23 protein-coding genes and 6 tRNA genes are annotated in these 26,640 nt (G+C 61.1%); 20 read left to right on the forward strand and 9 right to left on the reverse strand.

Annotated features, from left to right (window positions below; all coding sequences use genetic code 11):
• Positions 1-123: 123 nt before the first annotated feature.
• From M0808_RS06660 to M0808_RS06700, 9 genes are all read left to right on the forward strand, one after another.
• Positions 124-1,149, forward strand: a complete 1,026-nt coding sequence (locus M0808_RS06660) for an NAD(P)H-dependent glycerol-3-phosphate dehydrogenase (RefSeq protein ID WP_247840415.1) — start codon at positions 124-126, stop codon at positions 1,147-1,149.
• Between the two features lie 18 nt (positions 1,150-1,167).
• Positions 1,168-1,515 (forward strand): DUF4389 domain-containing protein, encoded by a 348-nt coding sequence (locus tag M0808_RS06665; protein ID WP_007968953.1) that lies wholly within the window; start codon positions 1,168-1,170, stop codon positions 1,513-1,515.
• Complete coding sequence (gene sixA, locus M0808_RS06670) at positions 1,512-1,964, forward strand: phosphohistidine phosphatase SixA (protein ID WP_247840417.1); 453 nt, start codon at positions 1,512-1,514, stop codon at positions 1,962-1,964. Before M0808_RS06665 ends, sixA begins: the two co-directional genes overlap by 4 nt.
• Positions 1,965-2,167: 203 nt before the next feature.
• Positions 2,168-3,823 (forward strand): AMP-binding protein, encoded by a 1,656-nt coding sequence (locus M0808_RS06675; protein ID WP_247840419.1) that lies wholly within the window; start codon positions 2,168-2,170, stop codon positions 3,821-3,823.
• A gap of 31 nt (positions 3,824-3,854) precedes the next feature.
• Positions 3,855-4,298, forward strand: a complete 444-nt coding sequence (locus M0808_RS06680; protein ID WP_134787093.1) for a hotdog fold thioesterase — start codon at positions 3,855-3,857, stop codon at positions 4,296-4,298.
• A gap of 291 nt (positions 4,299-4,589) precedes the next feature.
• A complete protein-coding gene (locus M0808_RS06685) occupies positions 4,590-5,396 on the forward strand; it encodes an alpha/beta hydrolase (protein ID WP_027612315.1) in 807 nt (268 codons plus the stop codon).
• Complete coding sequence (locus M0808_RS06690; RefSeq protein ID WP_027612316.1) at positions 5,393-6,247, forward strand: alpha/beta hydrolase; 855 nt, start codon at positions 5,393-5,395, stop codon at positions 6,245-6,247. The genes M0808_RS06685 and M0808_RS06690 overlap by 4 nt, the downstream gene beginning before the upstream one ends.
• Before the next feature lie 115 nt (positions 6,248-6,362).
• Entirely contained in the window at positions 6,363-7,169 is an 807-nt protein-coding gene (locus M0808_RS06695) for a DUF4892 domain-containing protein (protein ID WP_247840421.1), read from the forward strand.
• Between the two features lie 69 nt (positions 7,170-7,238).
• The gene (locus M0808_RS06700; RefSeq protein ID WP_097088491.1) at positions 7,239-8,279 is read left to right on the forward strand and encodes an AI-2E family transporter; all 1,041 of its coding nucleotides are present in this window, start codon (positions 7,239-7,241) and stop codon (positions 8,277-8,279) included.
• A gap of 643 nt (positions 8,280-8,922) precedes the next feature.
• Here the strand turns inward: M0808_RS06700 and xopAW are convergent.
• The 3 genes from xopAW to M0808_RS06715 all read right to left on the reverse strand — a co-directional run bounded on the left by xopAW (position 8,923) and on the right by M0808_RS06715 (position 11,809).
• Positions 8,923-9,777, reverse strand: coding sequence for a XopAW family type III secretion system calcium-binding effector (gene xopAW / locus M0808_RS06705; RefSeq protein ID WP_247840423.1), 855 nt, complete (start codon positions 9,775-9,777; stop codon positions 8,923-8,925).
• 233 nt (positions 9,778-10,010) lie between these two features.
• Positions 10,011-11,060: an ATP-binding protein gene (locus M0808_RS06710; protein WP_098965059.1), complete on the reverse strand. Its 1,050-nt coding sequence runs from the start codon at positions 11,058-11,060 to the stop codon at positions 10,011-10,013.
• Positions 11,060-11,809, reverse strand: coding sequence for a response regulator (locus M0808_RS06715; protein ID WP_027612321.1), 750 nt, complete (start codon positions 11,807-11,809; stop codon positions 11,060-11,062). The genes M0808_RS06710 and M0808_RS06715 overlap by 1 nt, the downstream gene beginning before the upstream one ends.
• A gap of 295 nt (positions 11,810-12,104) precedes the next feature.
• Here M0808_RS06715 and pyrF point away from each other — a divergent pair, with 295 nt between their 5' ends.
• The gene (gene pyrF / locus M0808_RS06720; protein ID WP_047295723.1) at positions 12,105-12,803 is read left to right on the forward strand and encodes an orotidine-5'-phosphate decarboxylase; all 699 of its coding nucleotides are present in this window, start codon (positions 12,105-12,107) and stop codon (positions 12,801-12,803) included.
• A 141-nt stretch (positions 12,804-12,944) separates the two neighbouring features.
• On the opposite strand, the gene M0808_RS06725 is transcribed toward pyrF, so the two are convergent.
• The gene (locus M0808_RS06725) at positions 12,945-13,949 is read right to left on the reverse strand and encodes an NADP-dependent oxidoreductase (protein WP_247840425.1); all 1,005 of its coding nucleotides are present in this window, start codon (positions 13,947-13,949) and stop codon (positions 12,945-12,947) included.
• A 239-nt stretch (positions 13,950-14,188) separates the two neighbouring features.
• Here M0808_RS06725 and M0808_RS06730 point away from each other — a divergent pair, with 239 nt between their 5' ends.
• The 3 genes from M0808_RS06730 (at position 14,189) to M0808_RS06740 (ending at position 18,570) form a co-directional block, all read left to right on the forward strand.
• Positions 14,189-14,950, forward strand: a complete 762-nt coding sequence (locus M0808_RS06730; protein WP_027612323.1) for an SDR family oxidoreductase — start codon at positions 14,189-14,191, stop codon at positions 14,948-14,950.
• Between the two features lie 191 nt (positions 14,951-15,141).
• The gene (locus tag M0808_RS06735; protein ID WP_098965056.1) at positions 15,142-16,494 is read left to right on the forward strand and encodes a PLP-dependent aminotransferase family protein; all 1,353 of its coding nucleotides are present in this window, start codon (positions 15,142-15,144) and stop codon (positions 16,492-16,494) included.
• A 108-nt stretch (positions 16,495-16,602) separates the two neighbouring features.
• Positions 16,603-18,570 carry a methyl-accepting chemotaxis protein gene (locus tag M0808_RS06740; protein ID WP_247840427.1) on the forward strand — a complete coding sequence of 656 codons (1,968 nt, stop codon included), beginning with the start codon at positions 16,603-16,605 and terminating at the stop codon, positions 18,568-18,570.
• 951 nt (positions 18,571-19,521) lie between these two features.
• Here M0808_RS06740 and M0808_RS06745 read toward each other — a convergent pair.
• On the reverse strand, positions 19,522-20,280 hold the full coding sequence (locus tag M0808_RS06745; RefSeq protein ID WP_171061878.1) for a hypothetical protein: 759 nt from the start codon (positions 20,278-20,280) through the stop codon (positions 19,522-19,524).
• Positions 20,281-20,664: 384 nt separating this feature from the next.
• On the opposite strand from M0808_RS06745, the gene M0808_RS06750 reads away from it, so the two are divergent.
• From M0808_RS06750 to M0808_RS06775, 6 genes are all read left to right on the forward strand, one after another.
• Positions 20,665-20,740: transfer RNA gene (locus M0808_RS06750), tRNA-Glu, on the forward strand.
• A 2-nt stretch (positions 20,741-20,742) separates the two neighbouring features.
• Positions 20,743-20,818: transfer RNA gene (locus M0808_RS06755), tRNA-Gly, on the forward strand.
• Positions 20,819-20,922: 104 nt separating this feature from the next.
• Positions 20,923-20,998: transfer RNA gene (locus M0808_RS06760), tRNA-Glu, on the forward strand.
• A 3-nt stretch (positions 20,999-21,001) separates the two neighbouring features.
• Positions 21,002-21,077: transfer RNA gene (locus tag M0808_RS06765), tRNA-Gly, on the forward strand.
• Positions 21,078-21,132: 55 nt separating this feature from the next.
• Positions 21,133-21,208: transfer RNA gene (locus M0808_RS06770), tRNA-Glu, on the forward strand.
• A gap of 2 nt (positions 21,209-21,210) precedes the next feature.
• Positions 21,211-21,286, forward strand: a tRNA-Gly gene (locus M0808_RS06775).
• Between the two features lie 130 nt (positions 21,287-21,416).
• Here the strand turns inward: M0808_RS06775 and M0808_RS06780 are convergent.
• The 4 genes from M0808_RS06780 to M0808_RS06795 all read right to left on the reverse strand — a co-directional run bounded on the left by M0808_RS06780 (position 21,417) and on the right by M0808_RS06795 (position 25,483).
• Positions 21,417-23,156 (reverse strand): dipeptidase, encoded by a 1,740-nt coding sequence (locus tag M0808_RS06780; protein ID WP_247840429.1) that lies wholly within the window; start codon positions 23,154-23,156, stop codon positions 21,417-21,419.
• A gap of 199 nt (positions 23,157-23,355) precedes the next feature.
• On the reverse strand, positions 23,356-23,994 hold the full coding sequence (locus tag M0808_RS06785; RefSeq protein WP_096797798.1) for a LysE family translocator: 639 nt from the start codon (positions 23,992-23,994) through the stop codon (positions 23,356-23,358).
• Position 23,995: 1 nt separating this feature from the next.
• Positions 23,996-24,766, reverse strand: a complete 771-nt coding sequence (locus M0808_RS06790; protein WP_047600411.1) for a 2OG-Fe(II) oxygenase — start codon at positions 24,764-24,766, stop codon at positions 23,996-23,998.
• A 90-nt stretch (positions 24,767-24,856) separates the two neighbouring features.
• Positions 24,857-25,483, reverse strand: coding sequence for an alanyl-tRNA editing protein (locus M0808_RS06795; RefSeq protein WP_247840431.1), 627 nt, complete (start codon positions 25,481-25,483; stop codon positions 24,857-24,859).
• Between the two features lie 90 nt (positions 25,484-25,573).
• Between M0808_RS06795 and M0808_RS06800 the strand changes: the two genes are divergently transcribed.
• On the forward strand, positions 25,574-26,572 hold the full coding sequence (locus M0808_RS06800; protein ID WP_027612331.1) for a LysR family transcriptional regulator: 999 nt from the start codon (positions 25,574-25,576) through the stop codon (positions 26,570-26,572).
• Positions 26,573-26,640: the final 68 nt, after the last annotated feature.

The following is a 26,640-nucleotide window of genomic DNA, read 5'->3' on the forward strand; positions in this document are numbered from 1 at the left end:
CATTTTCCTCGGCTTTATTGGTCTTCTTCCTACAAGTGTCGGTAATTGACGCAGGGGCTGGCCGCGCTCCGGTCGCCCCGTATAATGCCGGCATCGCCACTGGTATGGATTAACGGATTGCATATGACTGAACAGCGCCCGATTGCGGTCCTGGGAGGCGGAAGTTTTGGTACCGCCGTGGCCAATCTTTTGGCCGAGAACGGCCATCAAGTCCGGCAGTGGATGCGTGACCCCGAGCAGGCCGAGGCCATCCGGGTCAACCGCGAGAACCCGCGTTACCTCAAAGGCATCAAGATTCTGCCGGGAGTGACTGCGGTCACTGATCTGCCGGCCACCCTCGACGCTTGCGAGCTGTGCTTCGTCGCGCTGCCGTCGAGCGCGCTGCGCACGGTGCTGGCCGCCCACGCCGAGCGACTGAGCGGCAAGATGCTGGTCAGCCTGACCAAGGGCATCGAAGCTCAAACCTTCAAACTGATGAGCCAGATCCTCGAAGAAATCGCCCCGCAGGCGCGTATTGGCGTGCTGTCCGGGCCGAACCTGGCGCGGGAGATCGCCGAGCACGCGCTGACCGCCACCGTGGTCGCCAGCGAAGACGAGGAATTGTGCAAACAGGTGCAGGCTGCACTGCATGGTCGCACCTTCCGCGTTTACGCCAGTGCTGACCGTTTCGGCGTCGAGCTGGGTGGGGCGTTGAAAAACGTTTACGCGATCATCGCCGGCATGGCGGTGGCGCTGGAGATGGGCGAGAACACCAAGAGCATGCTGATCACTCGCGCCCTGGCCGAGATGACCCGGTTCGCGGTGAACCAGGGTGCCAACCCGATGACCTTCCTCGGTCTGGCCGGGGTCGGTGATCTGATCGTCACCTGCTCGTCGCCGAAGAGCCGCAACTATCAGGTCGGGTTTGCCCTCGGTCAGGGCTTGAGCCTTGATGAAGCGGTGTCGCGCCTGGGCGAAGTCGCCGAAGGCGTGAACACCCTGAAGGTGCTCAAGGCCAAGTCCCAGGAGGTTGGCGTGTACATGCCGCTGGTCGCCGGGCTGCATGCGATTCTGTTTGAAGGACGCACGCTGGAGCAGGTGATCGGTCTACTGATGCGTGCCGAACCGAAAACCGACGTCGACTTTATTTCCACCAGCGGTTTCAACTGATTCAACAGGAAGCGAGCCATGAACGATCCGAAAACCGAAGCCAAGTACGAATCCATTCTCCTGCGGGTGCTGTGGATGATCGTCTACGTGCTGGTCTGGCAAGTGGCGCAGTTCATCCTCGGCGCCGTGGTGCTGGTGCAACTGATCTATCGTTTGATTTACGGCGCGCCGAGCGCCAGCCTGATGAATTTCGGCGACAGCCTGAGCCAGTTCCTCGCGCAGATCGGCCGCTTCGGCAGCTTTCACAGCGACCAGAAACCCTGGCCGTTTGCCGACTGGCCAACCCCGCGTGCCCCGGAAGGCGAAGCACCGCACGCCGTGCCGCCAGCGCCGCATCCGGCCCGCGATGAGGAACCCAAGCTATGAAACTCTGGGTGTTGCGTCACGGCGAGGCGGTGCCTTACGGCTCGTGCCCTGACTCCGAGCGGGCGTTGACCGAACACGGTCGCAAAGAAGCGTTGAGCAGCGCCGCGCAATTGATCGGCCAGCCACTGACGGCGATCTACGCCAGCCCTTATCTGCGTGCGCAACAGACCGCACAGATTGTCCGCGAGGCGCTGGGGTTCGAGCCGGAGATCCGCACGGTCGGCTGGCTGACGCCGGAGAGCGATCCGGACAAGGTCACCGATCAACTGGTGTCGGTGAGCGATGTGCTGCTGGTCAGTCACAACCCGTTGGTGGGCAATCTGCTGAGCTATCTGCAGCATGGCGCCGGATATCCGCCGGAGAAGGTCGGTACGGCGGGGTTGGCCGAGCTGGAAAGCCCTGAGCTGCTGATCGGCTCGATGACCCTCAACAGTCTCAAGCACCCCTGACGCTGATTCCTTGTGGGAGCGGGCTTGCTCGCGAATGCGGTGTATCAGTGACATTTACGGTGGCTGACACAGCGCATTCGCGAGCAAGCCCGCTCCCACAGGGCCCTCATTTTCAGTTGAAATTATTTGTTTGAATTTTCCAACCAAGCACTTGCTTGGTTGACTACGCTTGCTCCAGACCCAAAAAAACAGGAGCGAGTCGCATGTCTGCCGCCTTCCGTTTGCCGCTGGACGTGTTCTACGAGCGTGAAGCCCGGCACCCGCGCCAGCGTTTTCTGGTGCAGCCCATCGGTGGCGGGCAGGTCGAGACCCTGACCTGGGCCGACGTCGGTCATCAAGCGCGTTGCGCCGCGCACTGGCTGCGCGCGCGGGAATTACCGCAGGGCAGCCATATCGCGCTGATCTCGAAAAACTGCGCGCACTGGATCATTGCCGATCTGGCGATCTGGATGGCCGGGCACGTCTCGGTGCCGCTGTATCCCAACCTGACCGCCGACTCGGTGAATCAGGTGCTGACGCATTCGGAAAGTGTGCTGGCGTTCATCGGCAAACTCGATGACTGGCCGGGCATGTCGGTCGGTGTGCCGGCGGATTTGCCGACCATCAGCCTGCCGCTGCACCCGCCCGGTGAGTTCGATTTCAGTTGGGATGACCTGCAAAAAAGCTCGCCGATCCAGGACGATCCGCGTCCTGCGGCCGAGCAACTGGCAACCATTATCTACACCTCCGGCACCACCGGGTTGCCCAAAGGCGTGATGCACAGCTTTGCCAATCTGGGGTTCGCCACGACTCGCGGCACGCAACTGTTCGGGCTTAACGAGCAAGACCGGCTGCTGTCGTACCTGCCGCTGTGCCATGTCGCCGAACGCATGTTCGTTGAGCTGGCCTCGATCTACACCGGGCAAACCGTGTTCTTTGCCGAAAGCCTCGACACCTTCATCACCGATCTGCAGCGGGCGCGGCCCACGGCGATGTTCGGCGTGCCGCGGATCTGGACCAAATTCCAGATGGGCGTGTACGGCAAGATTCCGGCCAAGCGCCTGGATTTCCTCCTTGGCCTGCCGTTCATTGGCAAACGGGTCGGGCGCAAGGTGTTGTCGGGGCTGGGGCTGGATGCCTTGCGCGTCGCCCTGTCCGGCGCGGCACCGGTGCCGCAGACCTTGCTCAGTTGGTATCAGAAACTCGGCCTCGATGTGCTGGAGGTCTATGGCATGACCGAGAGTTGCGGCTACTCGCACATCTGCCTGCCAGGCCAATACAAGCAGGGCTGGATCGGCAAACCGTGCCCGGAGGTCGAGGTGCGGATCGACGAGTCCGGCGAGGTGCAGGTGCGCAGCCAGGCGAACATGCTCGGCTATTTCAAGGAGCCGCAGAAAACCGCCGAGACCCTCACCGAGGACGGCTTCCTGCGTACCGGCGACAAGGGCGAGCAGGATGCCGAGGGGCGCTTGCGCCTGACCGGCCGGCTCAAGGAAATCTTCAAGACCAGTAAAGGCAAATACGTCGCCCCGGCGCCGATTGAAAACCGGCTGGCGGTGCACTCGCGGATCGAACAGGTCTGTGTTGTCGGCGATGGCCTGAGTGCGCCGCTGGGCTTGTGCGTACTGTCGACGGTCAATCAGGAAGAAGGGCGGGCCAGCCTGCATTCGAGCCTGGAAAAACTGCTGGAAGAGGTCAACGCCGTGCTCGACAAACACGAGCGCCTGCGCCGGCTGGTGGTGGTCAAGGACAGCTGGGCGGTGGAAAACGGTTTTCTCACGCCGACCTTGAAGATCAAGCGCAACGTCATTGAAGACACCTACGGCGCGCGGTTTGAAGAATGGAGCGCGCGCAGCGAGGCGGTGCTGTGGCAGGATTGAGTGACCACCAAAACAACAAAGGAAGCCTGCGATGAGCTTGTGGCGCACCACTCCGAACATCGAGCAGTTGAACGCAATCCAGAAAAACACCATCGGCGAAGTGCTGGATATCCGTTTCGAGTCCTTCGACGAGGAATCGCTGACGGCGAGCATGGTCATCGACCACCGCACCCACCAGCCTTACGGTCTGCTGCACGGCGGCGCCTCGGTGGTGCTGGCGGAAACCGTCGGTTCGATGGCCAGTTATCTGTGCATCGATGCCAGCAAGTTCTACTGCGTGGGGCTGGAGATCAACGCCAACCATTTGCGCGGTTTGCGCAGCGGGCGGGTGACCGCGGTGGCCAAGCCGATTCACATCGGTCGCACCACGCATGTCTGGGATATCCGCCTGACCAGTGACGAGGGCAAGGCCAGTTGTGTGTCGCGTTTGACCATGGCGGTGGTGCCATTGGGCGAGCAGCCGCCCTCACCCTAACCCTCCCGAAACGTCGGACCGCCCGGAGGGAGAGGGGACTGATCGGGCTGGATGTTCGAGTTGCGCCGACCTGAGCTATCGAGCCGAGTTCAGGTTTTGAAATTCATGCAGATCAGCTCCCTTTTCCCCCTCGCCCCCTTGGGGGAGAGGGTTGGGGTGAGGGGGAAGCGATCTCCCTGAAACACCATCATGCTGTCCGGACTGTCATCATTCCTGGCAGTTACGGTCATTGCTCAGGGCCGCGCTCTTGCGGACAATCAGCGGCATGTTTCCGCTCATGGATAAACCTGCATGTCGCAACCGATCTTTTTCGCCCACGCCAACGGGTTTCCCTCGGGCACCTATGGCAAGTTGTTCGCGGCGCTGGCGCCCGAGTATCGGGTCGCGCATCTGGAACAGCATGCCCATGACCCGCGTTTCCCGGCGGACGACAACTGGTACAACCTGGTCGACGAACTGATCCACCATCTGCAGCAACAGGATCAGCCGGTGTGGGGCGTCGGCCATTCGTTTGGCGGTGTGTTGCACCTGCACGCGGCGTTGCGTTGCCCTGAGCTGTATCGCGGCGTGGTCATGCTCGACTCGCCGGTGCTGACCCGCACAGACCAGTGGGTGATCCGCGCGGCCAAGCGCTTCGGCTTCATCGACAAACTGACCCCGGCCGGACGAACGTTGGGGCGGCGCGAAGAATTCGCCGATCTCGACACGGCGCGCAGCTATTTTGCCGGCAAGACCCTGTTTCGCGGTTTCGATCCGGAATGCTTCGATGCCTACCTGCAGCACGGGCTGCATACGGTTGGCGACAAGCTGCGTCTGCGCTTTGATCCGGCCACTGAAATCAGCATCTATCGCGGCGTGCCGCACACCAGTCCCGGTCGCACTCGTCAGCTGAAAGTGCCGCTGGCGGTGGTGCGTGGCCACAAGAGCCGCGTGGTCATGCGTCATCACAGCCGATTCGTCGGGCGCCTGCCGCAGGGTGAAGCATTGAGCATGCCCGGCGGGCACATGTTTCCGCTGGAACGTCCGCAAGACACGGCGCGCCTGCTCAAAGAGCTGTTTACGCGCTGGGAGCGCCGCCAACAGAAGGACTGCGCATGAGCCCGACCTTCGAAGAAGTGCGCCTGAGCCTGCCGCATATCGAACTGGCCGCGCACTTATTCGGCCCGGAGGACGGTCTGCCGGTGATTGCCCTGCATGGCTGGCTCGACAACGCCAACAGCTTTGCGCGCCTGGCACCCAAGCTCAAAGGTTTGCGCATCATCGCGCTGGACATGGCCGGGCATGGGCATTCCGGGCATCGACCGAATGGCGCCGGTTATGCGCTGTGGGATTACGCCCACGACGTGTTGCAGGTCGCCGAGCAACTGGGCTGGAAACGCTTCGGCCTGCTCGGGCATTCGATGGGCGCGATCGTTTCGCTGGTGCTGGCCGGTTCGTTGCCGGAGCGCATCAGCCACCTGGCGTTGATCGACGGGGTGATTCCTCCTACGGACAAAGGCGAAAATGCCGCCGAGCGCATGGGCATGGCCCTGCAAGCGCAGCTGGATCTGCGCGAAAAGCGCAAGCCGGTCTACAACACCCTCGACCGCGCTATCGAAGCACGGATGAAGGGCTTGGTGGCGGTCAGTCGCGAAGCCGCCGAACTGCTGGCGCAACGCGGTCTGATGCCGGTGCCCGGCGGTTATACCTGGCGCACCGACAATCGCCTGACCCTGCCGTCACCGCTGCGCCTGACTCAAGAGCAGGCGATGGCTTTCGTCCAGCGCATCACCTGCCCGGCGCAACTGGTGGTCGCCGCCGACGGCATGCTGGCCAAACATCCGGAGTTGCTGGAGCGTCTACCCTTTAGCCAGGAACAGCTGGCGGGCGGGCATCATTTGCACCTGAACGATGAGTCCGGTGCCGACCTTGTCGCAGACTGTTTCAATCGCTTCTTCGCCATTCCTTGACTTGCACCGGGCAACTGTCGAGGCTGGGCGGGTTGAAATGGGAGACAAACACGATGGATTTCTATACCGCTGCGCCCCCGACCCGCCAAGCCATGCCGATCCGATGAGCCTGACTATGCGGTCACTCAGTCTGTTGGCGCTGTGCTGTTTCAGTTCCGTTTCGTTCGCCGCCGACGTGCCCGGCAGCCTGGATTTGCAGATCGTGCCGCGTCTGGCCGATGCGCAGATCGTCGACTATCGCCCTCCTGTGGAGCTTGAGCGGATCTATCCGCTGGGCTCGATCCGCAAGATCAGCGGCCAGTTGCGCTTTGACGGCCAGGTCACGGCGCGCGGCCAGACCACTTCGGTCACCTACGAGTTGCCGCCTGAGCATTCCGCCACCGAAGCCTTCACCGCCGCCCGCGAAGCCCTGCAAAAGCAGGACGCCGAGTTGCTGTTCTGGTGCCAGGCCCGTGATTGTGGCGAAAGCAGCCTGTGGGCCAATGAAGTGTTCGGCAACTCCAAGCTGTACGGTGCCGATGAGCAACAGGCCTATCTGCTGTTGCGTCTGGCCGCACCGAAAGACAACACCCTGGTCGCGCTTTACAGCATCACCCGCGGCAATCGCAAAGCCTACCTGCATGTCGAACAGTTCGAAGCGGGCGCGCCGCTGGGCGTGTTGCTGCCGACCTCGGCCACGCTGTTGCGACAGCTCAAAAGTACCGGTGAACTGGACTTTCCCAAGCTGACCGGCGATCCGGATGACACCTGGTTACGACTGATTTCCCGTGGCTTGAACCTCGACACCACCCAACGCGTGACGATTGCCGGACCCAAGGCCGAGGCCTGGCGTCAGGCGCTGATCGGTCAGGGGGTGCGGGCGGCACGGATGGAGGCGGGGAGCGCCGACGGCTCTGGCCTGCGCATCGATCTGTTGCGGTAAGCTGCATCGGGCGTGCACGCGCGGCGTGTTCGCCTACTCTTTGACCGACTGACTTCTTCGAGACTGTACATGCTCAATAACGATCGGCTGTTGGTGCAAATCCTCCTGCTGGTGCTGTTCGGTGCCAGCCTGTGGGTGATGGCGCCGTTCTGGTCGGCGCTGTTCTGGGGCGCGGTGCTGGCGTTCGCCAGTTGGCCGCTGATGCGTCTGCTGACCCGCTGGCTCAATGGCCGCGAATCACTCGCCGCGGCCATTTTGACCCTGGGCTGGATGTTGCTGGTGGCGGCGCCGCTGGTGTGGCTCGGGTTCAACCTGGCCGATCACGTGCGCGATGCCACGGCGTTCATCAAGGATGTGCAGGTCGATGGTCTGCCGGAGGCGCCGGTCTGGCTCGGCAGCGTGCCATTGGTGGGCGAGCGGCTGGTGGGGATCTGGAACAGCATTGATCAGCAGGGCGCAGCGCTGATGGTGTCGATCAAACCGTATCTGGGGCAGGTCGGTAACTGGTTGCTGGCGCGCAGTGCGCAGATTGGCGGCGGGATTCTCGAGCTGACCCTGAGCATTGTCTTTGTGTTCTTTTTCTATCGCGACGGGCCGCGCTTGGCGGCGTTTGTGCACGGTCTGCTGCAGCGCCTGATTGGTGAGCGTGCCGGGTATTACATCGAGCTGGTGGCCGGCACCGTGCAGCGGGTGGTCAACGGGGTGATCGGTACGGCGGCGGCGCAGGCGGTTCTGGCGTTGATCGGCTTTCTGATTGCCGGGGTCCCGGGGGCGTTGGTGCTGGGGATCGTGACCTTTCTGTTGAGTCTGATTCCGATGGGGCCACCGTTGGTGTGGATTCCGGCCACGGCCTGGCTGGCCTGGAAAGGTGAATACGGGATGGCGGTGTTTCTCGGGATCTGGGGGACGTTCATCATCAGTGGCGTGGATAACGTGTTGAAGCCTTATCTGATCAGCCGCGGGGGGAATCTGCCGTTGGTGATTGTGTTGCTTGGGGTGTTTGGCGGGTTGATCGCTTTTGGGTTTATCGGGTTGTTTATCGGGCCTACGTTGTTGGCGGTGGCCTATAGTTTGTTGACGGATTGGAGCAAGAGTCAGGCTCGGGTTTAGGCGCCTTGGCTTTTTTGGGGTTGTGGGCATATCCGTTGGTTTGGGTGTGGCGGCTGGCGGTTTCGCCCTTACGGCGAGTCACTTTTTACAAACGCCTAAAAAGTAACCCAAAACGCTTGCTCCTACGTTCGGCCCGCTCGCTGGGGCTCGGGGTCCCTTCGCTCCGGGATTGATCCGGGCGCAGCGCCTACGGTTTGCTTCGCTGCACCTCCTCTCGCTGTGTTTGGCTTCGCCAAACGGTCGCTGCGCTCCCACCCCCGGATCAATCCCTCCACTCAGCCTTCCGATGTCGCCCGTAGGTCAAGATCAAGAGCTTTCGGCGAGCTGACACTCGGCCATTGAGTGGGGCGGCCTCGCCGCGTGCGGTGCATACAGTTAAAAATTGTGGGAGCCAGCCTGCTGGCGATGGCGGCCTGACAGCCGACCAATTTCCAACTGACCACCCCCAATCCAACTGTGGGAGCGGGCTTGCTCGCGAAGGCGGCCTTACAGCCAACCAATCTCTAACTGCCTGTACTCGATCCAATTGTAGGAGTGAGCCTGCTCGCGAAGAGGCATATCAGGCAACCAGCCTCTCACGGCCACACCCAAATGACCGTTCCCACACCGCTGCATGGAAACGATCATCCATCACGACATCGGGTCAGGTCGCCACATTCAGGTATTTGCCCACCGGCGCGGCATTGTCGAGTGAGTACTGTTTGCTCAAGTTGGCAATCATCCGGTTCAGCGCTTCGCTGGTGGTCTGGGTGCTGGCGGTCTGTTCTTCGGGCGGGCGTTCCCGACCTGCCTGTAGCGCCGCTTTCAGTTCATCGCTGCTCACGCCGCCACTGCTGTCGCTGTCGAGTACCTTGAGCAATGCAGCGCTGGTATCAGTGCTACTCGTCGAGGCGCTGTCGCTGCTTTGCAACGCGCTGCTCAGTTCGGTCTCGCTGATGCTGCCGTCACCATCGGCATCCAGTTGGCTGAACAGTTCGTTGCTGGAGGCTTGTTGCGGCGGTGGTGGCGGTGGTGGGGTGAGGCTGGCGGTGAGTTCGTCCTGGCTGACGGTGCCGTCCTTGTTCTTGTCCAGGGCCGAGAATATTTGGTTGCTGTCGGCGCTGCTGCCGGCGCTGGTCAGGCCGTTGCGCAGTTCGTCGCTGCTGATGGCGCCGTCGCCATCGGCGTCGAGGGCGCTGATCAGGGCGTCGGCGAGGTCGGTGTTCGGTGCTTGATCCTGAGGTGGCGGCGGAGGCGCCATCGCGGTCATTTCTTCGGCGCTGAGGCTGCCGCTGGCGTCGCTGTCCAGATCGCCGAATTGCTTGCTCAGGTTGACCAGCAGGCCGTCGCCGGATTTCTGCGACAGAGCACTTTTCAGTTCGTCCTGATCCACCGCGCCGTCGCCGTTGCTGTCGAGTTTGGCGAACAGCTGCTTTTGCAGTTGTTGGCTGCGGGCGTTCTGGGTGGAGGTGCTGCTGGTGCTGGTATAGCTCGTGTAATTGCTGACGCTACCGATCATGGGCTCACTCCTTGGACTGTAAAACCGGTGGGTGTACCGGCTTGTGCAGACTCAAGGGGCAAGATGTCCTGGGTGTTTTGGCTTTGTACCGAGTGGTACACAGTGGCGGGAATACCAAAAATCCTCTGTGGGAGCGGGCTTGCTCGCGAAGGCGGCCGATCATTCAACACAGAAGTCGACTGACACACCGCTTTCGCGAGCAAGCCCGCTCCCACGGTGGATAGGTGTGTTTCTTAAGTGCGCGGTAGGCGGATGATTGCGGTCAGGCCGCCACCCGGGGTTTCTTCCAGATTCAACTGGCCACTCAAACGCTGCGCTGCCTCGCGGGCGATGGTCATGCCCAGGCCGACGCCGCCGGAGTTGCGGTTGCGCGAGCCTTCCAGGCGAAAGAACGGTTCGAACACCGCCTCGCGCTTGTCTTCGGCAATCCCCGGGCCGTGGTCGATCACGCGGATCAGCAGTTGCTCGCGTTGATCCTGCAGTTCGATGCGTGCCTGTCCGGCGTAGCGCAGGGCGTTGTCCATCAGGTTGTTGATGCACGAGCGCAGCGCCATCGGCTGCACCTGCAGCGGTGCGCAATGGCCGCTGACTTCAACGTCTGCACCTTGATCCTGAGCGTTCTCGCACAACGATTCGACCAGCGCCTGCACATCCATCAACTGCAACGCTTCGCTGGTGCGCTGTTCGTGCAGGTAGGTGAGGGTGGCGTCGAGCATGCCGATCATGTCGTTAAGGTCCTGGCGCATCTGACCTTGCAGTTTTTCGTCGTCGATCTGTTCCAGGCGCAGCTTCAACCGCGACAGCGGCGTGCGCAGGTCGTGGGAGACGGCGCCGAGCATGCGTGCTCGCTGCTGCACCTGTTCACGAATGCGTTGTTGCATCAGGTTGAAGGTGTTCGCGGCTTGTCGGGCTTCACGCGGGCCGGACTCGTCCAGCGGCGGGCTGTCGAGGTTTTCGCTGAGGCGTTCGGCAGCATCGCTCAGGCGCTGGATCGGCCGGCTGAGCAGTTTGGCGCCGTACCACGCAGCGATCATCAGCGAGATGAACTGGAAGGTCAGCGGCACCAGCGGCCCGCCGAACCACGGACGCGGCGGGCGATGGGCGAAACGCGGATCCGGCGGTGGCCGTTGGCCGTCGACGCCCTCGGCAAATTCCGGCGGGGGCGGCGGTGGGGGTGGCCCATAGTGATGAAACCAGGCAAAGGCCAGCAGGTGCGCCAGGACGATCGCCACGAACAGCATGCCAAACAGGCGGCCGAACAGCGTGTCGAAGCGCGCTCGCATCAGCCGATGTCTCGCGCGTCGAACAGGTAACCTTCACCGCGCACGGTTTTGATCAACTGCGGGGCTTTCGGGTCGTCGCCGAGTTTTTGCCGCAGGCGCGACACCAGCAAATCGATGCTGCGGTCGAACGCCTCGATCGAGCGGCCACGGGCGGCATCCAGCAGTTGTTCGCGGCTGAGTACCCGGCGCGGGCGTTCGATGAAGACCCAGAGCAGGCGGAATTCGGCGTTGGACAGCGGCACTACCAGGCCATCGTCGGCGATCAACTGCCGCAGCACGCTGTTCAAGCGCCAGTTGTCGAAGCGGATGTTGGCGCGCTGTTCGGTGCGGTCATCGCGTACCCGACGCAGGATGGTCTGGATCCGCGCTACCAGTTCCCGTGGTTCGAACGGTTTGGCCATGTAGTCATCGGCACCCAGTTCCAGGCCGATGATGCGGTCGGTGGGTTCGCAGCGGGCGGTGAGCATCAGGATCGGGATGTCCGATTCGGCGCGCAGCCAGCGGCACAGCGACAGGCCGTCTTCGCCGGGCAACATCAGGTCTAGGACCACCACGTCGAAATGTTCCGCCAGCATGGCCTGGCGCATGGCCGCGCCGTCGGTGACGCCGCTGGCGTGGATGTTGAAACGCGCGAGGTAGTCGATCATCAGCTCGCGGATCGGCACATCGTCATCGACGATCAGCGCACGGATGCTCCAGCGCTTGTCGTCTTTCTGCTCATCAGTCACGGTGGTCTGGGTGTTGTGCATGGGGCTGTTCATCTGCCAGTAGGCCGCCAACCACAAAGATGGGCTGCGAGGTGGTGGTTTCAGCATAGGCGTCCTGCCGTGAGGCGGGAAGTGCTGATGTAAGGACGTGTTGCGGCTGGCGAGGCTAGCGCGCACGCTTGTTGGCGGCGTGTCGGTTGTGTATCGGGTTCGACACAATAGCCGCGAGCGCTATGCTGATCACGTTTGCGGCGACGATTTACCGATCATCGGGTGCCGCGCCGCCGCCGCTTCCGCTACAATGCGCGCCGATTTCGACTTGCCTGAGAGCCCATCCATGTCCGCCTGCCAGACTCCTATCATCGTCGCCCTGGATTTCCCCACCCGTGACGCCGCACTGAAGCTGGCCGACCAGTTGGACCCGAAACTGTGCCGGGTCAAAGTGGGCAAGGAACTGTTCACCAGTTGCGCCGCGGAAATCGTCGGCACCTTGCGTGACAAAGGCTTCGAGGTGTTCCTCGACCTGAAATTCCACGACATTCCCAACACCACCGCGATGGCCGTGAAAGCCGCTGCCGAGATGGGCGTATGGATGGTCAACGTGCATTGCTCCGGTGGTCTGCGCATGATGGCCGCCTGCCGTGAAGAGCTTTCCAAGCGCAGCGGCCCGCAGCCGTTGCTGATCGGTGTGACCGTGCTGACCAGCATGGAGCGTGAGGATCTGGCCGGTATCGGTCTGGATATCGAACCGCAGGAGCAAGTGCTGCGTCTGGCTGCGCTGGCCGAGAAGGCCGGGATGGACGGTCTGGTGTGCTCGGCGCTGGAAGCCACCGCACTGAAGTCGGCGCACCCGTCGCTGCAACTGGTGACCCCGGGGATTCGCCCGGCGGGCAGTGCGCAAGATGACCAGCGCCGTATCCTGACGCCACGTCAGGCGCTGGATGCCGGTTCCGATTATCTGGTGATCGGCCGTCCGATCAGCCAGGCGGCGGATCCGGCCAAGGCACTGGCGTCGGTCGTGGCCGAACTGGCCTGATCAAACACGCAAGATCCAATAATGTGGGAGCGGGCTTGCTCGCGAATGCGGTGGATCAGTCGAAATTGATATCGACTGATCCACCGCATTCGCGAGCAAGCCCGCTCCCACAGTGCTTTTGGTGTGTTGTCGCGTTAAGTTTCAGACCTTCAGCACCAACTTGCCGAAATTCTCCCCGCTGAACAATTTCATCAGCGTCTCCGGAAAGGTCTGCAGACCTTCAACGATGTCTTCCTTGCTCTTGAGCTGCCCTTTGGCCATCCAGCCGGCCATTTCCTGCGCGGCACCGGCGTATTGCGCGGCATAGTCCATCACCACAAAGCCTTCCATGCGCGCACGATTGACCAGCAGTGACAGGTAGTTGGCCGGGCCTTTGACCGCTTCTTTGTTGTTGTACTGGCTGATGGCGCCGCAGATCACCACCCGGGCTTTCGGCGCCAGACGGCTGAGCACAGCGTCGAGGATCTCGCCGCCGACGTTATCGAAATACACGTCGACGCCTTTCGGGCACTCACGCTTGAGTCCGGCCAGCACGTCTTCGTGCTTGTAATCGATAGCGCCGTCGAAGCCCAGTTCATCGATCAGGTATTTGCACTTGTCGGCACCACCGGCGATGCCGACGACCCGGCAGCCTTTGATCTTGGCGATCTGTCCGGCAATGCTGCCCACTGCCCCGGCAGCTCCCGACAACACCACGGTGTCGCCAGCCTTCGGTGTGCCGACGTCGAGCAGGGCGAAGTAGGCGGTCATGCCGGTCATGCCAAGGGCGGACAGATACACCGGCAGCGGCGCCAGTTTCGGATCGACTTTGTAGAAACCTCTGGGTTCGCCAAGGAAATAATCCTGCACGCCGAGGGCGCCGTTGACGTAGTCGCCGACGGCAAAGCCCGGGTTGTTCGAAGCGATGACCTGGCCCACGCCCAAGGCGCGCATGACTTCACCGATTTCTACCGGCGGGATGTAGGACTTGCCCTCGTTCATCCAGCCGCGCATGGCCGGGTCGAGGGACAGGTATTGGTTTTTCACCAGTATCTGACCAGCGCCCGGTTCGCCGACCGGGACCTCCTGGTAAGTGAAGGTCTCACGGGTCGCTGCCCCCACCGGGCGTTTGGCGAGGAGGAACTGGCGATTGGTCTGACTGGTCATGGCAGGCACTCGAACTGAATGAAGCCTTGTTGATAGACCCTCGAGGCCAATGCTGCAAGGTCGGCTGATGTGGCGAATGCGCAATGATCCAGTGCAGTGATAGTGGCCCACAGGCTTTTATCACTGCGACGGATGAAGGCATAAACAGCCTTCTGATAGTGCTGACTCGGGACGGGCCCCGGTGACTATGCTGCGAGTCTGCATATCCCTCCTGCATCTCTCCCTTCGAGGACATAACAATGAGCATGACGTTTTCCGGCCAAGTGGTCGTAGTCACCGGAGCGGCCAACGGTATCGGCCGGGCGACCGCCCAGGCGTTCGCCGCCGAAGGTTTGAAAGTGGTGGTGGCCGACCTGGATACGGCAGGGGGCGAAGGCACCGTGGCGCTGATTCGTACAGCCGGCGGCGAAGCGACCTTCGTACGCTGCAACGTTACCGTCGAAAGCGAAGTGAAGAATCTGATGGATGAGGTGATCAATACCTACGGTCGCCTGGACTACGCCTTCAACAATGCCGGGATCGAAATCGAGCAAGGCAAACTGGCCGACGGCTCGATGGACGAGTTCGACGCGATCATGGGCGTCAACGTCAAAGGTGTGTGGTTGTGCATGAAGTACCAGTTGCCGTTGTTGCTCGCTCAGGGCGGCGGGGCGATCGTCAACACCGCGTCGGTGGCGGGGCTTGGTGCGGCGCCGAAGATGAGCATTTATGCGGCGTCGAAACACGCGGTGATCGGCCTGACCAAGTCGGCGGCGATCGAATACGCGAAGAAGAAAATCCGCGTCAACGCCGTGTGCCCGGCGGTGATCGACACCGACATGTTCCGTCGCGCTTACGAGGCTGACCCGAAGAAAGGCGAATTCGCCAACGCGATGCACCCAGTGGGGCGCATCGGCAAGGTCGAGGAAATCGCCAGCGCCGTGCTGTATCTGTGCAGCGATGGCGCGGCGTTTACCACCGGTCATTCCCTGGCCGTGGATGGCGGCGTCACGGCTTTCTGACGCCGAGTGGCAAGACTCTGGAACCCGCCTCAGTGCTGGTTTTCCTGTTGCTGGGCGCCAGTTCCGTTAAACCGCTAAACAATGTGTATCAAACGGTTAGAACGGCTGCTTTTGACGGCGTTGTCGCACAGCCTGAGCGACGCGGCTGTGATTTACTGCCGCCAGCAAAATGGACAGGAGTTTGCGTGCTCATGGAATTGAGAATTGACCGACAGGCAATGGTGCCGGTCGTACAGCAGATTGTTGATGGCATGACTGAGTGGATCTCGCGAAGCGGTGTGGCGCCGAGCACGCGCTTGCCCTCCGTCAGGCAGATTGCGCGCTCCAATCTGCTGAGTCAGTCGTGTGTGGCCGAGGCCTGCGAACGGCTGGTGGCGCAAGGCGTTCTGGCCCCGCGTCAGGGCGCCGGGTTCATGGTGGCCGCGCAGGGCGGTGGGGTGATCGGGATTGACTGCGGGCAGGCACACAGCGGGTTGAAACTCGGCGAGGGAGGCTTGCCGCAGAGCTGGCGTGAATCCGACGACCTGAGTTATGCGATCCGTCAGGTGGCCCGTACCGACATGGCGAGTCTGTTCAATTACAGCAGCCCGCTGGGGCTGCCGGCGTTACGCGAGCAGATCGTCAAACGCCTCAGGCTGATCGGCGTCGAGGCTCTGGATGAACAGGTGCTGACGACCTCCGGTGCGAGCCAGGCGCTTGATCTGCTCGCGCGCACATTGTTGAAGGCCGGTGACTGCGTTGTCGTCGAAACCCCGGGCTATGCGCCGCTGTTCGAGCTGTTGCGCCTGTACGGCGTGCAGTTGCTGGAAGTGCGCCGCACGCCGAGCGGGCCGGATCCCCAAGCGCTGGAAGCACTGTTGCGGCAGTTCCGGCCGGTCGCGATGTTCATCAACAGTCACCACCACAATCCCACCGGCTCTTGCCTGACACTTGGCGTTGCCCAACAGATCCTGCGGTTGTGCAACGCTCACGATGTGCGAGTGATCGAGGACGATGTCTACGCCGACCTGCACAATGGCAATGGCACACGCCTGGCGGCACTCGATGAGCGAGTGATCTATGTCGGCAGCTTTTCCAAGACACTGAGCAGCTCGCTGCGCGTCGGGTTTGTGTACGCCGAGCCAGCGCTGATTGCGCGGCTGGGGCGAATCAAGATGATCAGTAGCATGGGCGCTTCGAGTTTCAATGAGGCGGTGCTGACCAGTCTTCTGGCCAATGGCGCCTATCGCAAAATGGTCCAGCGCCAGCGTCAACGGTTGAATACCGATCGGGTCGCCGCGTTGCAGGCGCTGGAAGACGCCGACTGGGAGGTTTTCGGTAAGCCGTGTGGCGGCCTGTTCATCTGGGCCCGTGCCCCGCTGGGCGATACTGGCCGCTTGCACAGTCAGGCGCAGTGCAATGGTGTCAGCCTTTGCGACCCGGGAGCCTTCAGTCCGAGTGGCGAACCCAGTGAGTGGCAGCGGATCAACGTGGCCTATGCCTGTGATCCGAGGGCCCGGCAGTTTTTTCGCAGTACCGGTGTGAATCGACCTCAAGCGTTCTGAAAACGACGCGTGCGTAGCTTTTTGCCATTATTCCGACGCCAGAGACTTGTGCTGCTCCATGGCCGTTGCGAATCTTCGGCAACAGACTTTGGCAGGGGACTACGCGCAATGATTTCCGCCGTGCAAGGACGTTTTGCCAACCTCGGTATGGCGAAGAAACTGGGTATCGGGTTCGTGCTGGTGCTGCTGTTGACTGCGCTGGTGGCTGCCATTGGTGTCTGGTCCCTGCAGACCATCAGTCAGCGCTTCGATGGGCTGAAGCAGATGTCGTCGCTCAACAGTGCACTGCTCAAGGTGCGGCTGCTGGAGCAGGACTATGCGCTGCACAGCAACCCGAAAACCGTCGATGCCTTGCACGAAGGCGTAGACGGTTTGCTGGCTCAGGCCGCGCAACTCAAGGCGCAGTCCCCGGCCAACGTGGCGGTGATGAGCGATGTCGAACAGGCACTGGGCGCTTATCGCAAGGCTTTCGATGAGTTTGTCTCGCTGACCCAGGCCAAGGATCTGGCGCTGGAAATGGCCAGTTGGTCGGTGTCCAGCGTGGCCAATAACCTGGACGTACTGCAGGCCGGTCTGGCCGATGATGGCGCGTATACCTTGAAGGACACCGAAGGCAAGGACGGCGCACAGTTCATCGAACAGGCCAGCCAGGTCAGCCAGGTGTCGCGGCTGATGTTGCAGGCGATGAACGAGGCGCGGGTTCGTCTGGATCAGAGCCGCAAGGGCGATGCCGACAGTGCCGGCAAGGGCAATATCGAGCAGGCCGCCCAGGCGCAGGCTCAGGCCGAGCAGTTGAAGACCACGGTCAAGGATGAGGGCTACCTGACGGTACTCAATGAAGTGTCCGGGCACATCGCCGGTTTCAACGACAAGCTCGCCGAGTACACCGGCCTGCTGGCCCAGGAAAAAACCGTCTACGAACAGTTGCACCAGCGTGCGGCGCAGGTGATGGAGCGCGTGGATCAGGCGTATGGCGCCGAGGACGGCGCGATGCAGGCGGAATTGAAGAAGAACTCGGCGTTGATCATCGGTTCTTCGGCGCTGGCGTTGCTGGTCGGGCTGATTGCCGCGTGGGTCATTACCCGGTTGATCGTCGCGCCGTTGCGCAGTGTGATGCGGGTGGCACAGCAGATTGCGGCCGGGGATTTGAGTGCGAGGGTGGAGGTCACCCGGCGTGATGAGATCGGGCAACTGATGCTGGCGATGCAGCAGATGGGCACCGGGCTGAGCACGATCGTCAGCGGTTTGCAGGCGGGCATCGAGCAGTTGGCCAGTTCCGCGCAATCGCTGTCGGCGGTAACCGAGCAGACCAACCTTGAGGTCAACAGCCAGAAGGAAGAGACCGAGCAAGTGGCCACGGCCATGAACCAGATGACCGCCACCGTGCATGACGTGGCGCGCAATGCCGAGGAAGCCGCGCTGGCCGCACAAACGGCGGATGCCAAGGTCGAGAGCGGGCAGCAGGTGGTGCGCCAGAGCATGGTGCGGATCGAGCAACTGGCGGATTCGGCGACATCAGCCAGTTCGAGCATCGAAAGCCTCAGTGCGCAGATCCAGAACATCGGTACGGTGCTGGATGTGATCAAGAGCGTTGCCGAGCAGACCAATCTGCTGGCGCTCAACGCCGCGATCGAGGCGGCGCGGGCCGGGGAACAGGGCAGGGGCTTTGCGGTGGTGGCTGATGAGGTTCGCGCGTTGGCGCGGCGTACACAACAATCCACCGAGGAGATCGAGCGTCTGGTCAGTGCGTTGCGTTCGGCGGCGCATTCGTCGGTGCAGCAGATTCAGAGCAGTGGTGAGTTGGTGAAGCTGGCGGTCAGTGACACGCTGCAGACCGAGAGTGCGCTGGGCAGTATTGCGGCGGCGGTTTCGTTGATTCAGCAGATGAATCAGCAGATTGCGGCGGCGGCGGAGGAGCAGAGTTCGGTGGCTGAGGAGATCAATCGCAGTGTTACGAGTATTCGTGCGAGTGCGGATCAGTCTTCGATGGCGATGCGGGGGAATGCGGTTTCGAGTGTTGAGCTGGCGCGGTTGGGGGGGGAGCTCAAGGGGATGGTTGGGCATTTTCGGCTTTGACTTGGCGGCCTCTGGGCCGACCAGGTTCTTGGGGTTTTGGGTGAATATCCGTTGCTTCGGGGGCTGCGGCTGGCGGTTTCGCTCTTACAGCGACTCCCTTTGGCAAACGCCCCAAAGGAAGCAAAGGTCTTTGGCCCCAACGTACGGCCCTCGCCGTGGCTCGGGTTCCTTCGTTGCGGGATTCATCCGGGCGCATCGCCTCCGGTTTGCTTCGCTGCACCTCCTCTCGATGTGTTTGGCTGCGCCAAACGGTCGCTGCGCTCCCACCCCCGGATGAACCCCTCCACTCAGCCTGCCGACGGGGCCGGCACGGCAAGATCAAGAGCTTTCGGCGAGCTGACACTCGGCCATTTGAGTGGTGAAGAGCGAGGCGGTGCACTATCTCGCTCTTCTGTAGGAGTGAGCCTGCTCGCGAAGGCGGCCTGACAGCCGACCAGTCTCCACTGAGCGCCCCCATTCCAACTGTGGGAGCTGGCTTGCCAGCGAAGGCGGCCTGACAGCCGACCAGTCTCCAACTGAGCGCCCCCATTCCAACTGTGGGAGCTGGCTTGCCAGCGATGGCGGCCTGACAGCCGACCAATCTCCAACTGAGCGCCCCCATTCCAACTGTGGGAGCTGGCTTGCCAGCGAAGGCGGCCTGACAGCCGACCAGTCTCCAACTGAGCGCCCCCATTCCAACTGTGGGAGCTGGCTTGCCAGCGAAGGCGGCCTGACAGCCGACCAGTCTCCAACTGAGCGCCCCCATTCCAACTGTGGGAGCTGGCTTGCCAGCGAAGGCTGCCTGACAGCCGACCAATCTCCAACTGAATAAACTCATGCCCACTGTGGGAGCGGGCTTGCTCGCGAAGAGGCCTGACTGCCAACCAATCTCTAACTGAATGTTCGCAATGGCAGTCAGCCCACCCCCCACAAAAAAGCCACCTCTCGGTGGCTTCTCTTAACTCTCGACCATCAGTCGTAAATCACTTTCTTCTTCCAGTCCGCATCGGCTTCGACTTCTTTGAGGCCTTCGGTCAACTGGTTCACTTCGCCTTCAACCGGGGCAATCTTGTCCATGACCTGGGCATTGGCGCGGGCCAGGAGTTTTTCCAGGTATTGCAGTTGTTCCGAGTACATCTGCGGGTCTTGCTGTTTGCGCAGGTATTGCACGCCGCGTTCGAAGGCGAGGCGGGCCTGGCCGGGTTGGTTTTGTTGCAGGGATTGTTGGCCGAGGTTGTTGAAGAATTCGATGTGCAGCAGGACCAGGATGTGGCGGACTTCCTTGATCCAGTGTTTGGCTTCGTTCGGTGGCAGGAAGCCGTCGTGGGCGGCGCGGGTGATCTGGCCGTGCAGGGCTTCGAGCAGGAAACGGACGTCCTTGGCTTTGGCTTCGGTCAGGATCGGTGCCGGCGGGTTGTTGACCGGGATCGATTCGCCTTGGGCCACCAGTGCGCTGAGTTCGGTGATCCGTGCCTTGGTCGTGGCACTGGTTTTTTCCAGGTTCAGCAGACGTTGGCAGACGTTCAGCTCCAGACGGGTCAGCAGCAGCTTGAGTGCCGGGGTCATGAACTGGCCGGGGAAGGTTTCGGTCAGTTCGCCGCAGCGGCGCAGGCGGTCGTTGAGTTCGACTTTGGTGCGGGCCTTCTCCAGTTTGTTGTTTTCCACCACATGGTTCATGTAGCCAATGGCGATCAGAATTGCGATCCCGGCTATGACTAGCAGGGTGATCATGAGTGGTGTCACCGGTAAGACCTCTTTATAGGGTTCGCATGCGAGTGTAGTGGCTGGACATTCAGGCGCCCAGCGCCGCTCGACGAGTTGATTCAGCAGCTTCTGTCTATATCGGCTGCACACTGCTTATATGAATGCTGGCGCAAGGTGCGCAGATTGCCATCATTGTGTTGCGGACTATAACGCCTTGGCGGGTGGCGGAATATAGGCGTCAATCGTCGGGCGACGGAAAAGCCCGAATGCTCCCGTAAAGCAGGTCGAAGTCATTGATTTAAATAAATTTATATTCGGGGGTTGACGACCTCTCAAACCATCCATAGAATGCGCGCCACTTGCAGCGTAAAGCACACAGCGAAACGCGGCAGGGAGTGAATGTTGTAGCGTGTCCCCTTCGTCTAGTGGCCTAGGACACCGCCCTTTCACGGCGGTAACAGGGGTTCGAGTCCCCTAGGGGACGCCAATGCGGGAATAGCTCAGTTGGTAGAGCACGACCTTGCCAAGGTCGGGGTCGCGAGTTCGAGTCTCGTTTCCCGCTCCAATTTTAAACAGCACTGCTTTCGGGCGGGGCTGAGTGAAACCAGAACCAAGTCTTCGGATGCGGGTCTGGACACCGAAACACACACCATGTGTTCCGGGTAGCGTGTCCCCTTCGTCTAGTGGCCTAGGACACCGCCCTTTCACGGCGGTAACAGGGGTTCGAGTCCCCTAGGGGACGCCATTTGCGGGAATAGCTCAGTTGGTAGAGCACGACCTTGCCAAGGTCGGGGTCGCGAGTTCGAGTCTCGTTTCCCGCTCCAAATTCTAAAAGCGCCGCTCAGTGAGCGGCGTTTTTATTAGTGAAAGTTGTAGCCTGTCCCCTTCGTCTAGTGGCCTAGGACACCGCCCTTTCACGGCGGTAACAGGGGTTCGAGTCCCCTAGGGGACGCCATTGCGGGAATAGCTCAGTTGGTAGAGCACGACCTTGCCAAGGTCGGGGTCGCGAGTTCGAGTCTCGTTTCCCGCTCCAATTTCACAAAAACGCCGATCAGTGATGATCGGCGTTTTTGTTTGTGCAGCATTCAGCACGCAACAAAAAAGGACCTTCGGGTCCTTTTTTGTTTTCACTCAGGCCCGCTGAATTACGGGCCCATGCCTTATCAGAGCTTCGGTAGCTGGCCGACACGGCCCATCATCTCAGTGACGATCTGCAGGTCGAGCAGGAACTGGTCAACCGTCTTGAACTCGCCATCGGTATGCCCGGTGTATTTGACTTCAGGCCGGGCCAGGCCGAATTGCACGCCGTTCGGCAGTTCATGCACCGAGGTCGCGCCGGCAGACGTGCCGAACTCGTGCTTCATGCCGAGGTTTTCAGTGGCCACCGCCAGCAGTGCCTTGACCCATTCGCCTTCCGGATTGCGGTACATCGGTTCGGCGATCGAGTAAGTGAAGTCCACAGCAACGTGGGATTTCTTGCTCCAGGCCGCCAGCTTGTCAGCGATTTGCTTTTTCAGCACTTCTGGCGATTTACCCTTTGGCACGCGCAGGTTGACTGCCAGTTTGAAGGCCTTGTCGTCCACGCCGACGTAGGTCAGCGAGGTGGTCAGCGGGCCCATGAACGAATCGGAGAAGCCCACGCCGAGTTTTTTACCCAGATAATCCAGGCCCCAGTTGTTGGACGCATAGCGCGCCGCGTCGGTGATCTGGTTGTGCTTGAGCACCACCTTGCCGTCGAGGCTGTTGATGAAGTCGAGCATCCGCGCGACCGGGTTGACGCCGGACTCGGGTTCGGAGGAGTGCGCTGACACACCGGTGACGCTCAGCTTGACGTCTTTGCCGTCAACCTTGGCCGCGACTTCGAAGTCACCACCGTGTTTTTTCGCGTATTCGCTGCCGGCTTTCTGCAGACTCGCGGCCAGTTGCTCAGGCTTGTCGGTGACGAGTGTCGCCACCGAAACCGATGGAATCTGGTTGGTTGCCAGGCCGCCGGTCATCGAGATGATTTCTGCGCCGCTGCCTTCAGCCTTGCGCAGCGGGAAATTGGCCATGACCGTGCCGTAGCCTTTCTCGGCAATGACCACCGGGTAGCCACCGTCCAGCGCCATGTTGTAGTTCGGCGTCGGGTTGTGTTCGAAGTAATACGGGATCGCGTCGCCGGTGGTTTCTTCGGTGGTGTCCACCAGCAGTTTGAAGTTGCGTGCCAGCGGCAGCTTTTCTTCCTTGATCACTTTCATCGCGTACATCGCGACGACGATGCCGTTCTTGTCGTCCTCGGTGCCGCGACCGTACATGCGGTCGCCGATCAGCGTGACTTTGAACGGGTCGAGTTTGGTGCCGTCCTTCAGCACCCAGTTTTCCGGGGTGACCGGCACCACGTCGGCATGCGCGTGAATGCCCACGACTTCGTCGCCGCTGCCGTCGAGGGAGACTTCATAGACGCGGTTGTCGACGTTGCGGAACTTCAGGTTGAACGATTCGGCCAGGTTCTTGATCTTTTCGGCGATCTTGATGAACTCCGGATTGTCGTGCTGGGCCACGCCTTCTTTCTGGAAGGTCGGGATTTCCACCAGTTCGCGCAGGGTTTCCAGGGCGGCTTTGCCGTACTTGGCGCGGGTGTAAATGCCCAGCAGGCGGTAGATCTCGTTCTGCTGTTCCGCGCTCGGGGTCTTGTTGTCGAGAAAGGCGTTGATTGCCGGGCCGAGGTTGTCGGTTTTACCCAGGTCGCTCTTGCCTACGGCACCCAGAAACTGGCGGAAGTCGGTGAGGCTCGCCTCATCGAAACTCTTGAGAATGGCTGCGCTCTGTTGCGGAGTGATGTTGGCCTGCGCGGGCAGGGTGAACGCAGAAAAGCTGGCCAGGATCAGGCTGGCAGCGGCCAGGCGCTTGAGAGAAAAATTCATTGCGGTGGGCATTCCTTTGCAGGCAGTTGAGTGGAAGTGTTTGAAAGTTGAAACAAATCTTTTCCAAACTAACACCGCGAAGGTGTTGAAGGGGAGCCCCTGAAGTGGGATCCGTCGCACAGAAATGCAAAAGCGGCGCACAAACGAAAAAGGCCCGAGCAGTGTGCAACTGACCGGGCCTTGTCTTTGGGTGTCGTTTTTACATCGACAGCACCAACCTCCCGGCGAACAGAATCAGGATCACGCCCATGCTGCGCTCGAACCAATGGCCCATGCGCATGAACAGGGTGCGTACCCGGCTGCTGGAGAAAAACAGCGCGACGATCACGAACCACAGCGCATTGACGAAGCACATCCACACCCCGTACAGCGCCTGAATATTCAGCGGGGTGCTGGCGCTGATGATCGTGGTGAAAATCGCCAGGAAGAACAGCGTGGCCTTGGGGTTGGTGGCATTGGTCAGAAAACCGGTGCTGAACGCCTTGAACAGCGACTGCTCGACCAGCGGTTCGTCAGCGCTTTTTTCGCCTTCGAGCGTGGTCTTCGGTTTACTGCGGATCAGGCTGATGCCGAGGTAAAAGATGTATGCGCCACCGATCACCTTGGCCACCGTCAGCAACCACGGCGTGGTGTGCATCAGGGCGCCAACGCCGAGCAAGGTGTAGAGAACGTGCACCGAAATGCCGGCGCCGATGCCCAGTGCGGTGCAGATGCCCACCAGTCGGCCGAAGCGCACGCTTTGGCGAATGGTCACGGCAAAGTCCGGGCCGGGAGCGACCACGGCCAGAAAGTGAATGGTGGCCAGCGCCAGAAACTCGCCCAGGTAGTTCGATAACATCTCAGCTCCAGAAGGTCAGGGGTGAAGCATTGCCGCGATAGCCGACAAAGAACGAAAGGCTCAGACGCGGATCCGCCACGCCCGGGGTCACCGAGTGCATGCAGCGCGAATTGAACATGATGAAATCGCCCGGCTCCGGCCGCACTTCCAGGGTCGGTGGGCCGAGCAGCGCCGGGTCGATGCCGTAACTGTCGCCGCGCATCTGGTCGAACTGATCCGGGGTGATGTCGTCGTCCCACATTTGCAACGCGCCGCCCTCGGTCGGCATGTTCAGGTAGACGTTGCAGGCGAACTGCGCCTCCAGGCTGCGGGCCTGAAAGCTGTCCGGGGCGTCCTTGGCGAAAATGTCGTGGTGTGCGAGGAAGCACACGCCGGGTTTGACTACCCGCGACAGGCCGACATACATCTTGCGGCCATAGAGGTTTTCCAGATGCGCGCCGGCCGGCCACGACTCGTCGAGCATGCAGCGCAGGGTGTCGACCGGCGAGGAATAGGGCGCACAGCGCTCGCGCAGTTCGGCGATGTTGCGGGTGGCGCGCTCGAAGTAGTCCTCGATCAGCAGCGGCTGGTTTTCCGCCTCGTAAAACGCCATGCCGATCCGGCCGATGCTCGGCGCGTTGATGTAGCCCTCAAAGCCCGGTGCAAGAATCTTGTCGCCAATCTCGATCGCCAGCGGCTCGGGCAAGAAGCCTTTGACGCGGATGGCGAGGACTTCTTCGTTGGCCAGTTTTTTTATGCACGTCTCATCGAGACGCTCGACGTCTAGCATCATTGTTTTTAGGTCCATCTATCGATAGTCAACGGAACCGGCGAGTGCGGTTCCCCCGGCGTCGGACGCTGCGCGAAGCAGCGCCCGAGAAGCTTAATCCACGCTGTAGTGGACGGATAAAGTGCCTTTCTTCTGCGAAAGCGAGGCGATCGTGACTGTGCCCAAATCCTTCAGGCTGCGTACATGGGTGCCACCGCAGCCATAGGCCGGCAGCTCGCCAAAACCGATTTCCCGCGCGCCTTCGCGCAGTGAGGTCAGGCGCGGCAGATCGTGTTCGATCCACTGACTGATACCGTGTTGAACGGTTGGCGCGTCGACTTCCTGAGCGGCATCGCCCGGCTTGAATTGCACTCGGCCCTCGTCCGGCCAGTGGTGCGCCTTGATCGGCGTCCAGCCCATGGCCTGCACGAAATGCCCGATCAGGTGCCCGGCCGAGTGCATGCGGGTGTTGTAGCGGCGACGTTGTTCATCCACGTGAATACAGGTCATGCCGGGTTTTACCGGACGATCGACGTAATGCACGATCCGGTCAGGTTCCTGCACCACGCGCAGCACCTGGCTTTCGCCGATCATGCCGGTGTCACAAGGCTGACCACCGCCTTGCGGATGAAACAACGTGGCGCGCAGCACCACGACAAATTCGTTCTCGTGGGGCGTGCAGTCGAGGACTTCCACATTAGCCTTGAGGTCATCACTATGGAAAAAGAGGCGAAGCGTCATATTCCATGCCCTTATTAAAGTGTCTGTTTTTATTATATGAATCGTGCAATAACGTGATAATCCGTTCAAACATCAAAGGACTTGTGCGCTGTGAGCATCAATCTTCCGCTGCCACTGCTCGGTGAAATGGCGATCTTCGTCAAGGTCGTAGAGACCGGCAGTTTTTCCGAGGCGGCCCGCCAGTTGGGCTCGTCGCCGTCGGCGATCAGTCGCAGCATTTCCCGCCTGGAAAAGGCCTTGGCCACGCGTTTGTTGCAGCGCACTACGCGCAAACTGCGCTTGAGTGACGGTGGCGAGGAAGTGTTCAAGCGCTGTCAGGAGATGGTCAGCGCCGCCAAATCGGTGATGGAGATCAGTGGGCAGTTCACCCACGAGGCGGAAGGGCTGGTGCGGGTCAGTGTGCCGAAAGCGGTCGGGCGTTTCGTGATTCATCCGCACATGCCCGAGTTTTTGCGGCGTTATCCGAAAGTCGATGTCGAGTTGCTGCTGGAAGACCGCCAGGTTGATTTGATTGACGATCATGTCGACCTGGCGATTCGTATCACTGACCGTCCGCCGGCCGGTCTGGTCGGACGGCAGTTGCTGACCATCGACCATTTGCTCTGCGCCACCCCGCAATACCTGGCCGAACACGGCACGCCGACCCACCCGCATGACTTGCTCAATCACAGCTGCATCTATCTGGGGGAAACCCCGAGCGATGCACGCTGGAAATTCAAGAAGGGCAGCAAAGCGGTGACCGTCGGCGTGCGTGGCCGCTATGCCGCCAACCATACCGGCGTGCGGCTCGGGGCAGTGTTGCAGCACATTGGTATTGGCAGCTTGCCGTATTTCACCGCGCGTTATGCGCTTGAGCAGAAGTTGATCGTGCAGGTGCTGCCGGAGTGGACGTTCCTCGCGTCCTACCACGGTGGTCTGTGGTTGCTGCATTCGCCCACGCGCTACCTGCCGCCGAAGCTGCGGGTATTCATCGATTATCTGGTGGAGTGCCTGGAGAAGGAGCCGACGTTGAGCAAGCCGGGCAAGGCGGGGGCGCCGAATAATCTGGCGCTTGCGTATGAATTGCCGGAGAGCGAGGGGCTGCTTTAAAAGCAAAAGATCGCAGCCTGCGGCAGCTCCTACACAATCCCTGTAGGAGCTGCCGCAGGCTGCGATCT

The organism is Pseudomonas sp. MWU12-3103b (genome assembly GCF_023100615.1).
Classification (GTDB): Bacteria; Pseudomonadota; Gammaproteobacteria; order Pseudomonadales; family Pseudomonadaceae; genus Aquipseudomonas; species Aquipseudomonas putida_A.

Excerpts from the sequence above, each read along its gene's own strand:
- M0808_RS06665 (WP_007968953.1), top strand. The coding sequence starts at position 1,168 with ATGAACGATCCGAAAACCGAAGCCAAGTACGAATCCATTCTCCTGCGG.
- M0808_RS06715 (WP_027612321.1), bottom strand. The coding sequence starts at position 11,809 with ATGCACAACACCCAGACCACCGTGACTGATGAGCAGAAAGACGACAAG.
- M0808_RS06685 (WP_027612315.1), top strand. The coding sequence starts at position 4,590 with ATGTCGCAACCGATCTTTTTCGCCCACGCCAACGGGTTTCCCTCGGGC.
- sixA (WP_247840417.1), top strand. The coding sequence starts at position 1,512 with ATGAAACTCTGGGTGTTGCGTCACGGCGAGGCGGTGCCTTACGGCTCG.
- xopAW (WP_247840423.1), bottom strand. The coding sequence starts at position 9,777 with ATGATCGGTAGCGTCAGCAATTACACGAGCTATACCAGCACCAGCAGC.
- M0808_RS06675 (WP_247840419.1), top strand. The coding sequence starts at position 2,168 with ATGTCTGCCGCCTTCCGTTTGCCGCTGGACGTGTTCTACGAGCGTGAA.
- M0808_RS06695 (WP_247840421.1), top strand. The coding sequence starts at position 6,363 with ATGCGGTCACTCAGTCTGTTGGCGCTGTGCTGTTTCAGTTCCGTTTCG.
- M0808_RS06735 (WP_098965056.1), top strand. The coding sequence starts at position 15,142 with ATGGAATTGAGAATTGACCGACAGGCAATGGTGCCGGTCGTACAGCAG.
- M0808_RS06680 (WP_134787093.1), top strand. The coding sequence starts at position 3,855 with ATGAGCTTGTGGCGCACCACTCCGAACATCGAGCAGTTGAACGCAATC.
- M0808_RS06745 (WP_171061878.1), bottom strand. The coding sequence starts at position 20,280 with ATGATCACCCTGCTAGTCATAGCCGGGATCGCAATTCTGATCGCCATT.
- pyrF (WP_047295723.1), top strand. The coding sequence starts at position 12,105 with ATGTCCGCCTGCCAGACTCCTATCATCGTCGCCCTGGATTTCCCCACC.
- M0808_RS06660 (WP_247840415.1), top strand. The coding sequence starts at position 124 with ATGACTGAACAGCGCCCGATTGCGGTCCTGGGAGGCGGAAGTTTTGGT.
- M0808_RS06795 (WP_247840431.1), bottom strand. The coding sequence starts at position 25,483 with ATGACGCTTCGCCTCTTTTTCCATAGTGATGACCTCAAGGCTAATGTG.
- M0808_RS06700 (WP_097088491.1), top strand. The coding sequence starts at position 7,239 with ATGCTCAATAACGATCGGCTGTTGGTGCAAATCCTCCTGCTGGTGCTG.
- M0808_RS06710 (WP_098965059.1), bottom strand. The coding sequence starts at position 11,060 with ATGCGAGCGCGCTTCGACACGCTGTTCGGCCGCCTGTTTGGCATGCTG.
- M0808_RS06740 (WP_247840427.1), top strand. The coding sequence starts at position 16,603 with ATGATTTCCGCCGTGCAAGGACGTTTTGCCAACCTCGGTATGGCGAAG.
- M0808_RS06725 (WP_247840425.1), bottom strand. The coding sequence starts at position 13,949 with ATGACCAGTCAGACCAATCGCCAGTTCCTCCTCGCCAAACGCCCGGTG.
- M0808_RS06780 (WP_247840429.1), bottom strand. The coding sequence starts at position 23,156 with ATGAATTTTTCTCTCAAGCGCCTGGCCGCTGCCAGCCTGATCCTGGCC.
- M0808_RS06690 (WP_027612316.1), top strand. The coding sequence starts at position 5,393 with ATGAGCCCGACCTTCGAAGAAGTGCGCCTGAGCCTGCCGCATATCGAA.
- M0808_RS06790 (WP_047600411.1), bottom strand. The coding sequence starts at position 24,766 with ATGATGCTAGACGTCGAGCGTCTCGATGAGACGTGCATAAAAAAACTG.
- M0808_RS06785 (WP_096797798.1), bottom strand. The coding sequence starts at position 23,994 with ATGTTATCGAACTACCTGGGCGAGTTTCTGGCGCTGGCCACCATTCAC.
- M0808_RS06730 (WP_027612323.1), top strand. The coding sequence starts at position 14,189 with ATGAGCATGACGTTTTCCGGCCAAGTGGTCGTAGTCACCGGAGCGGCC.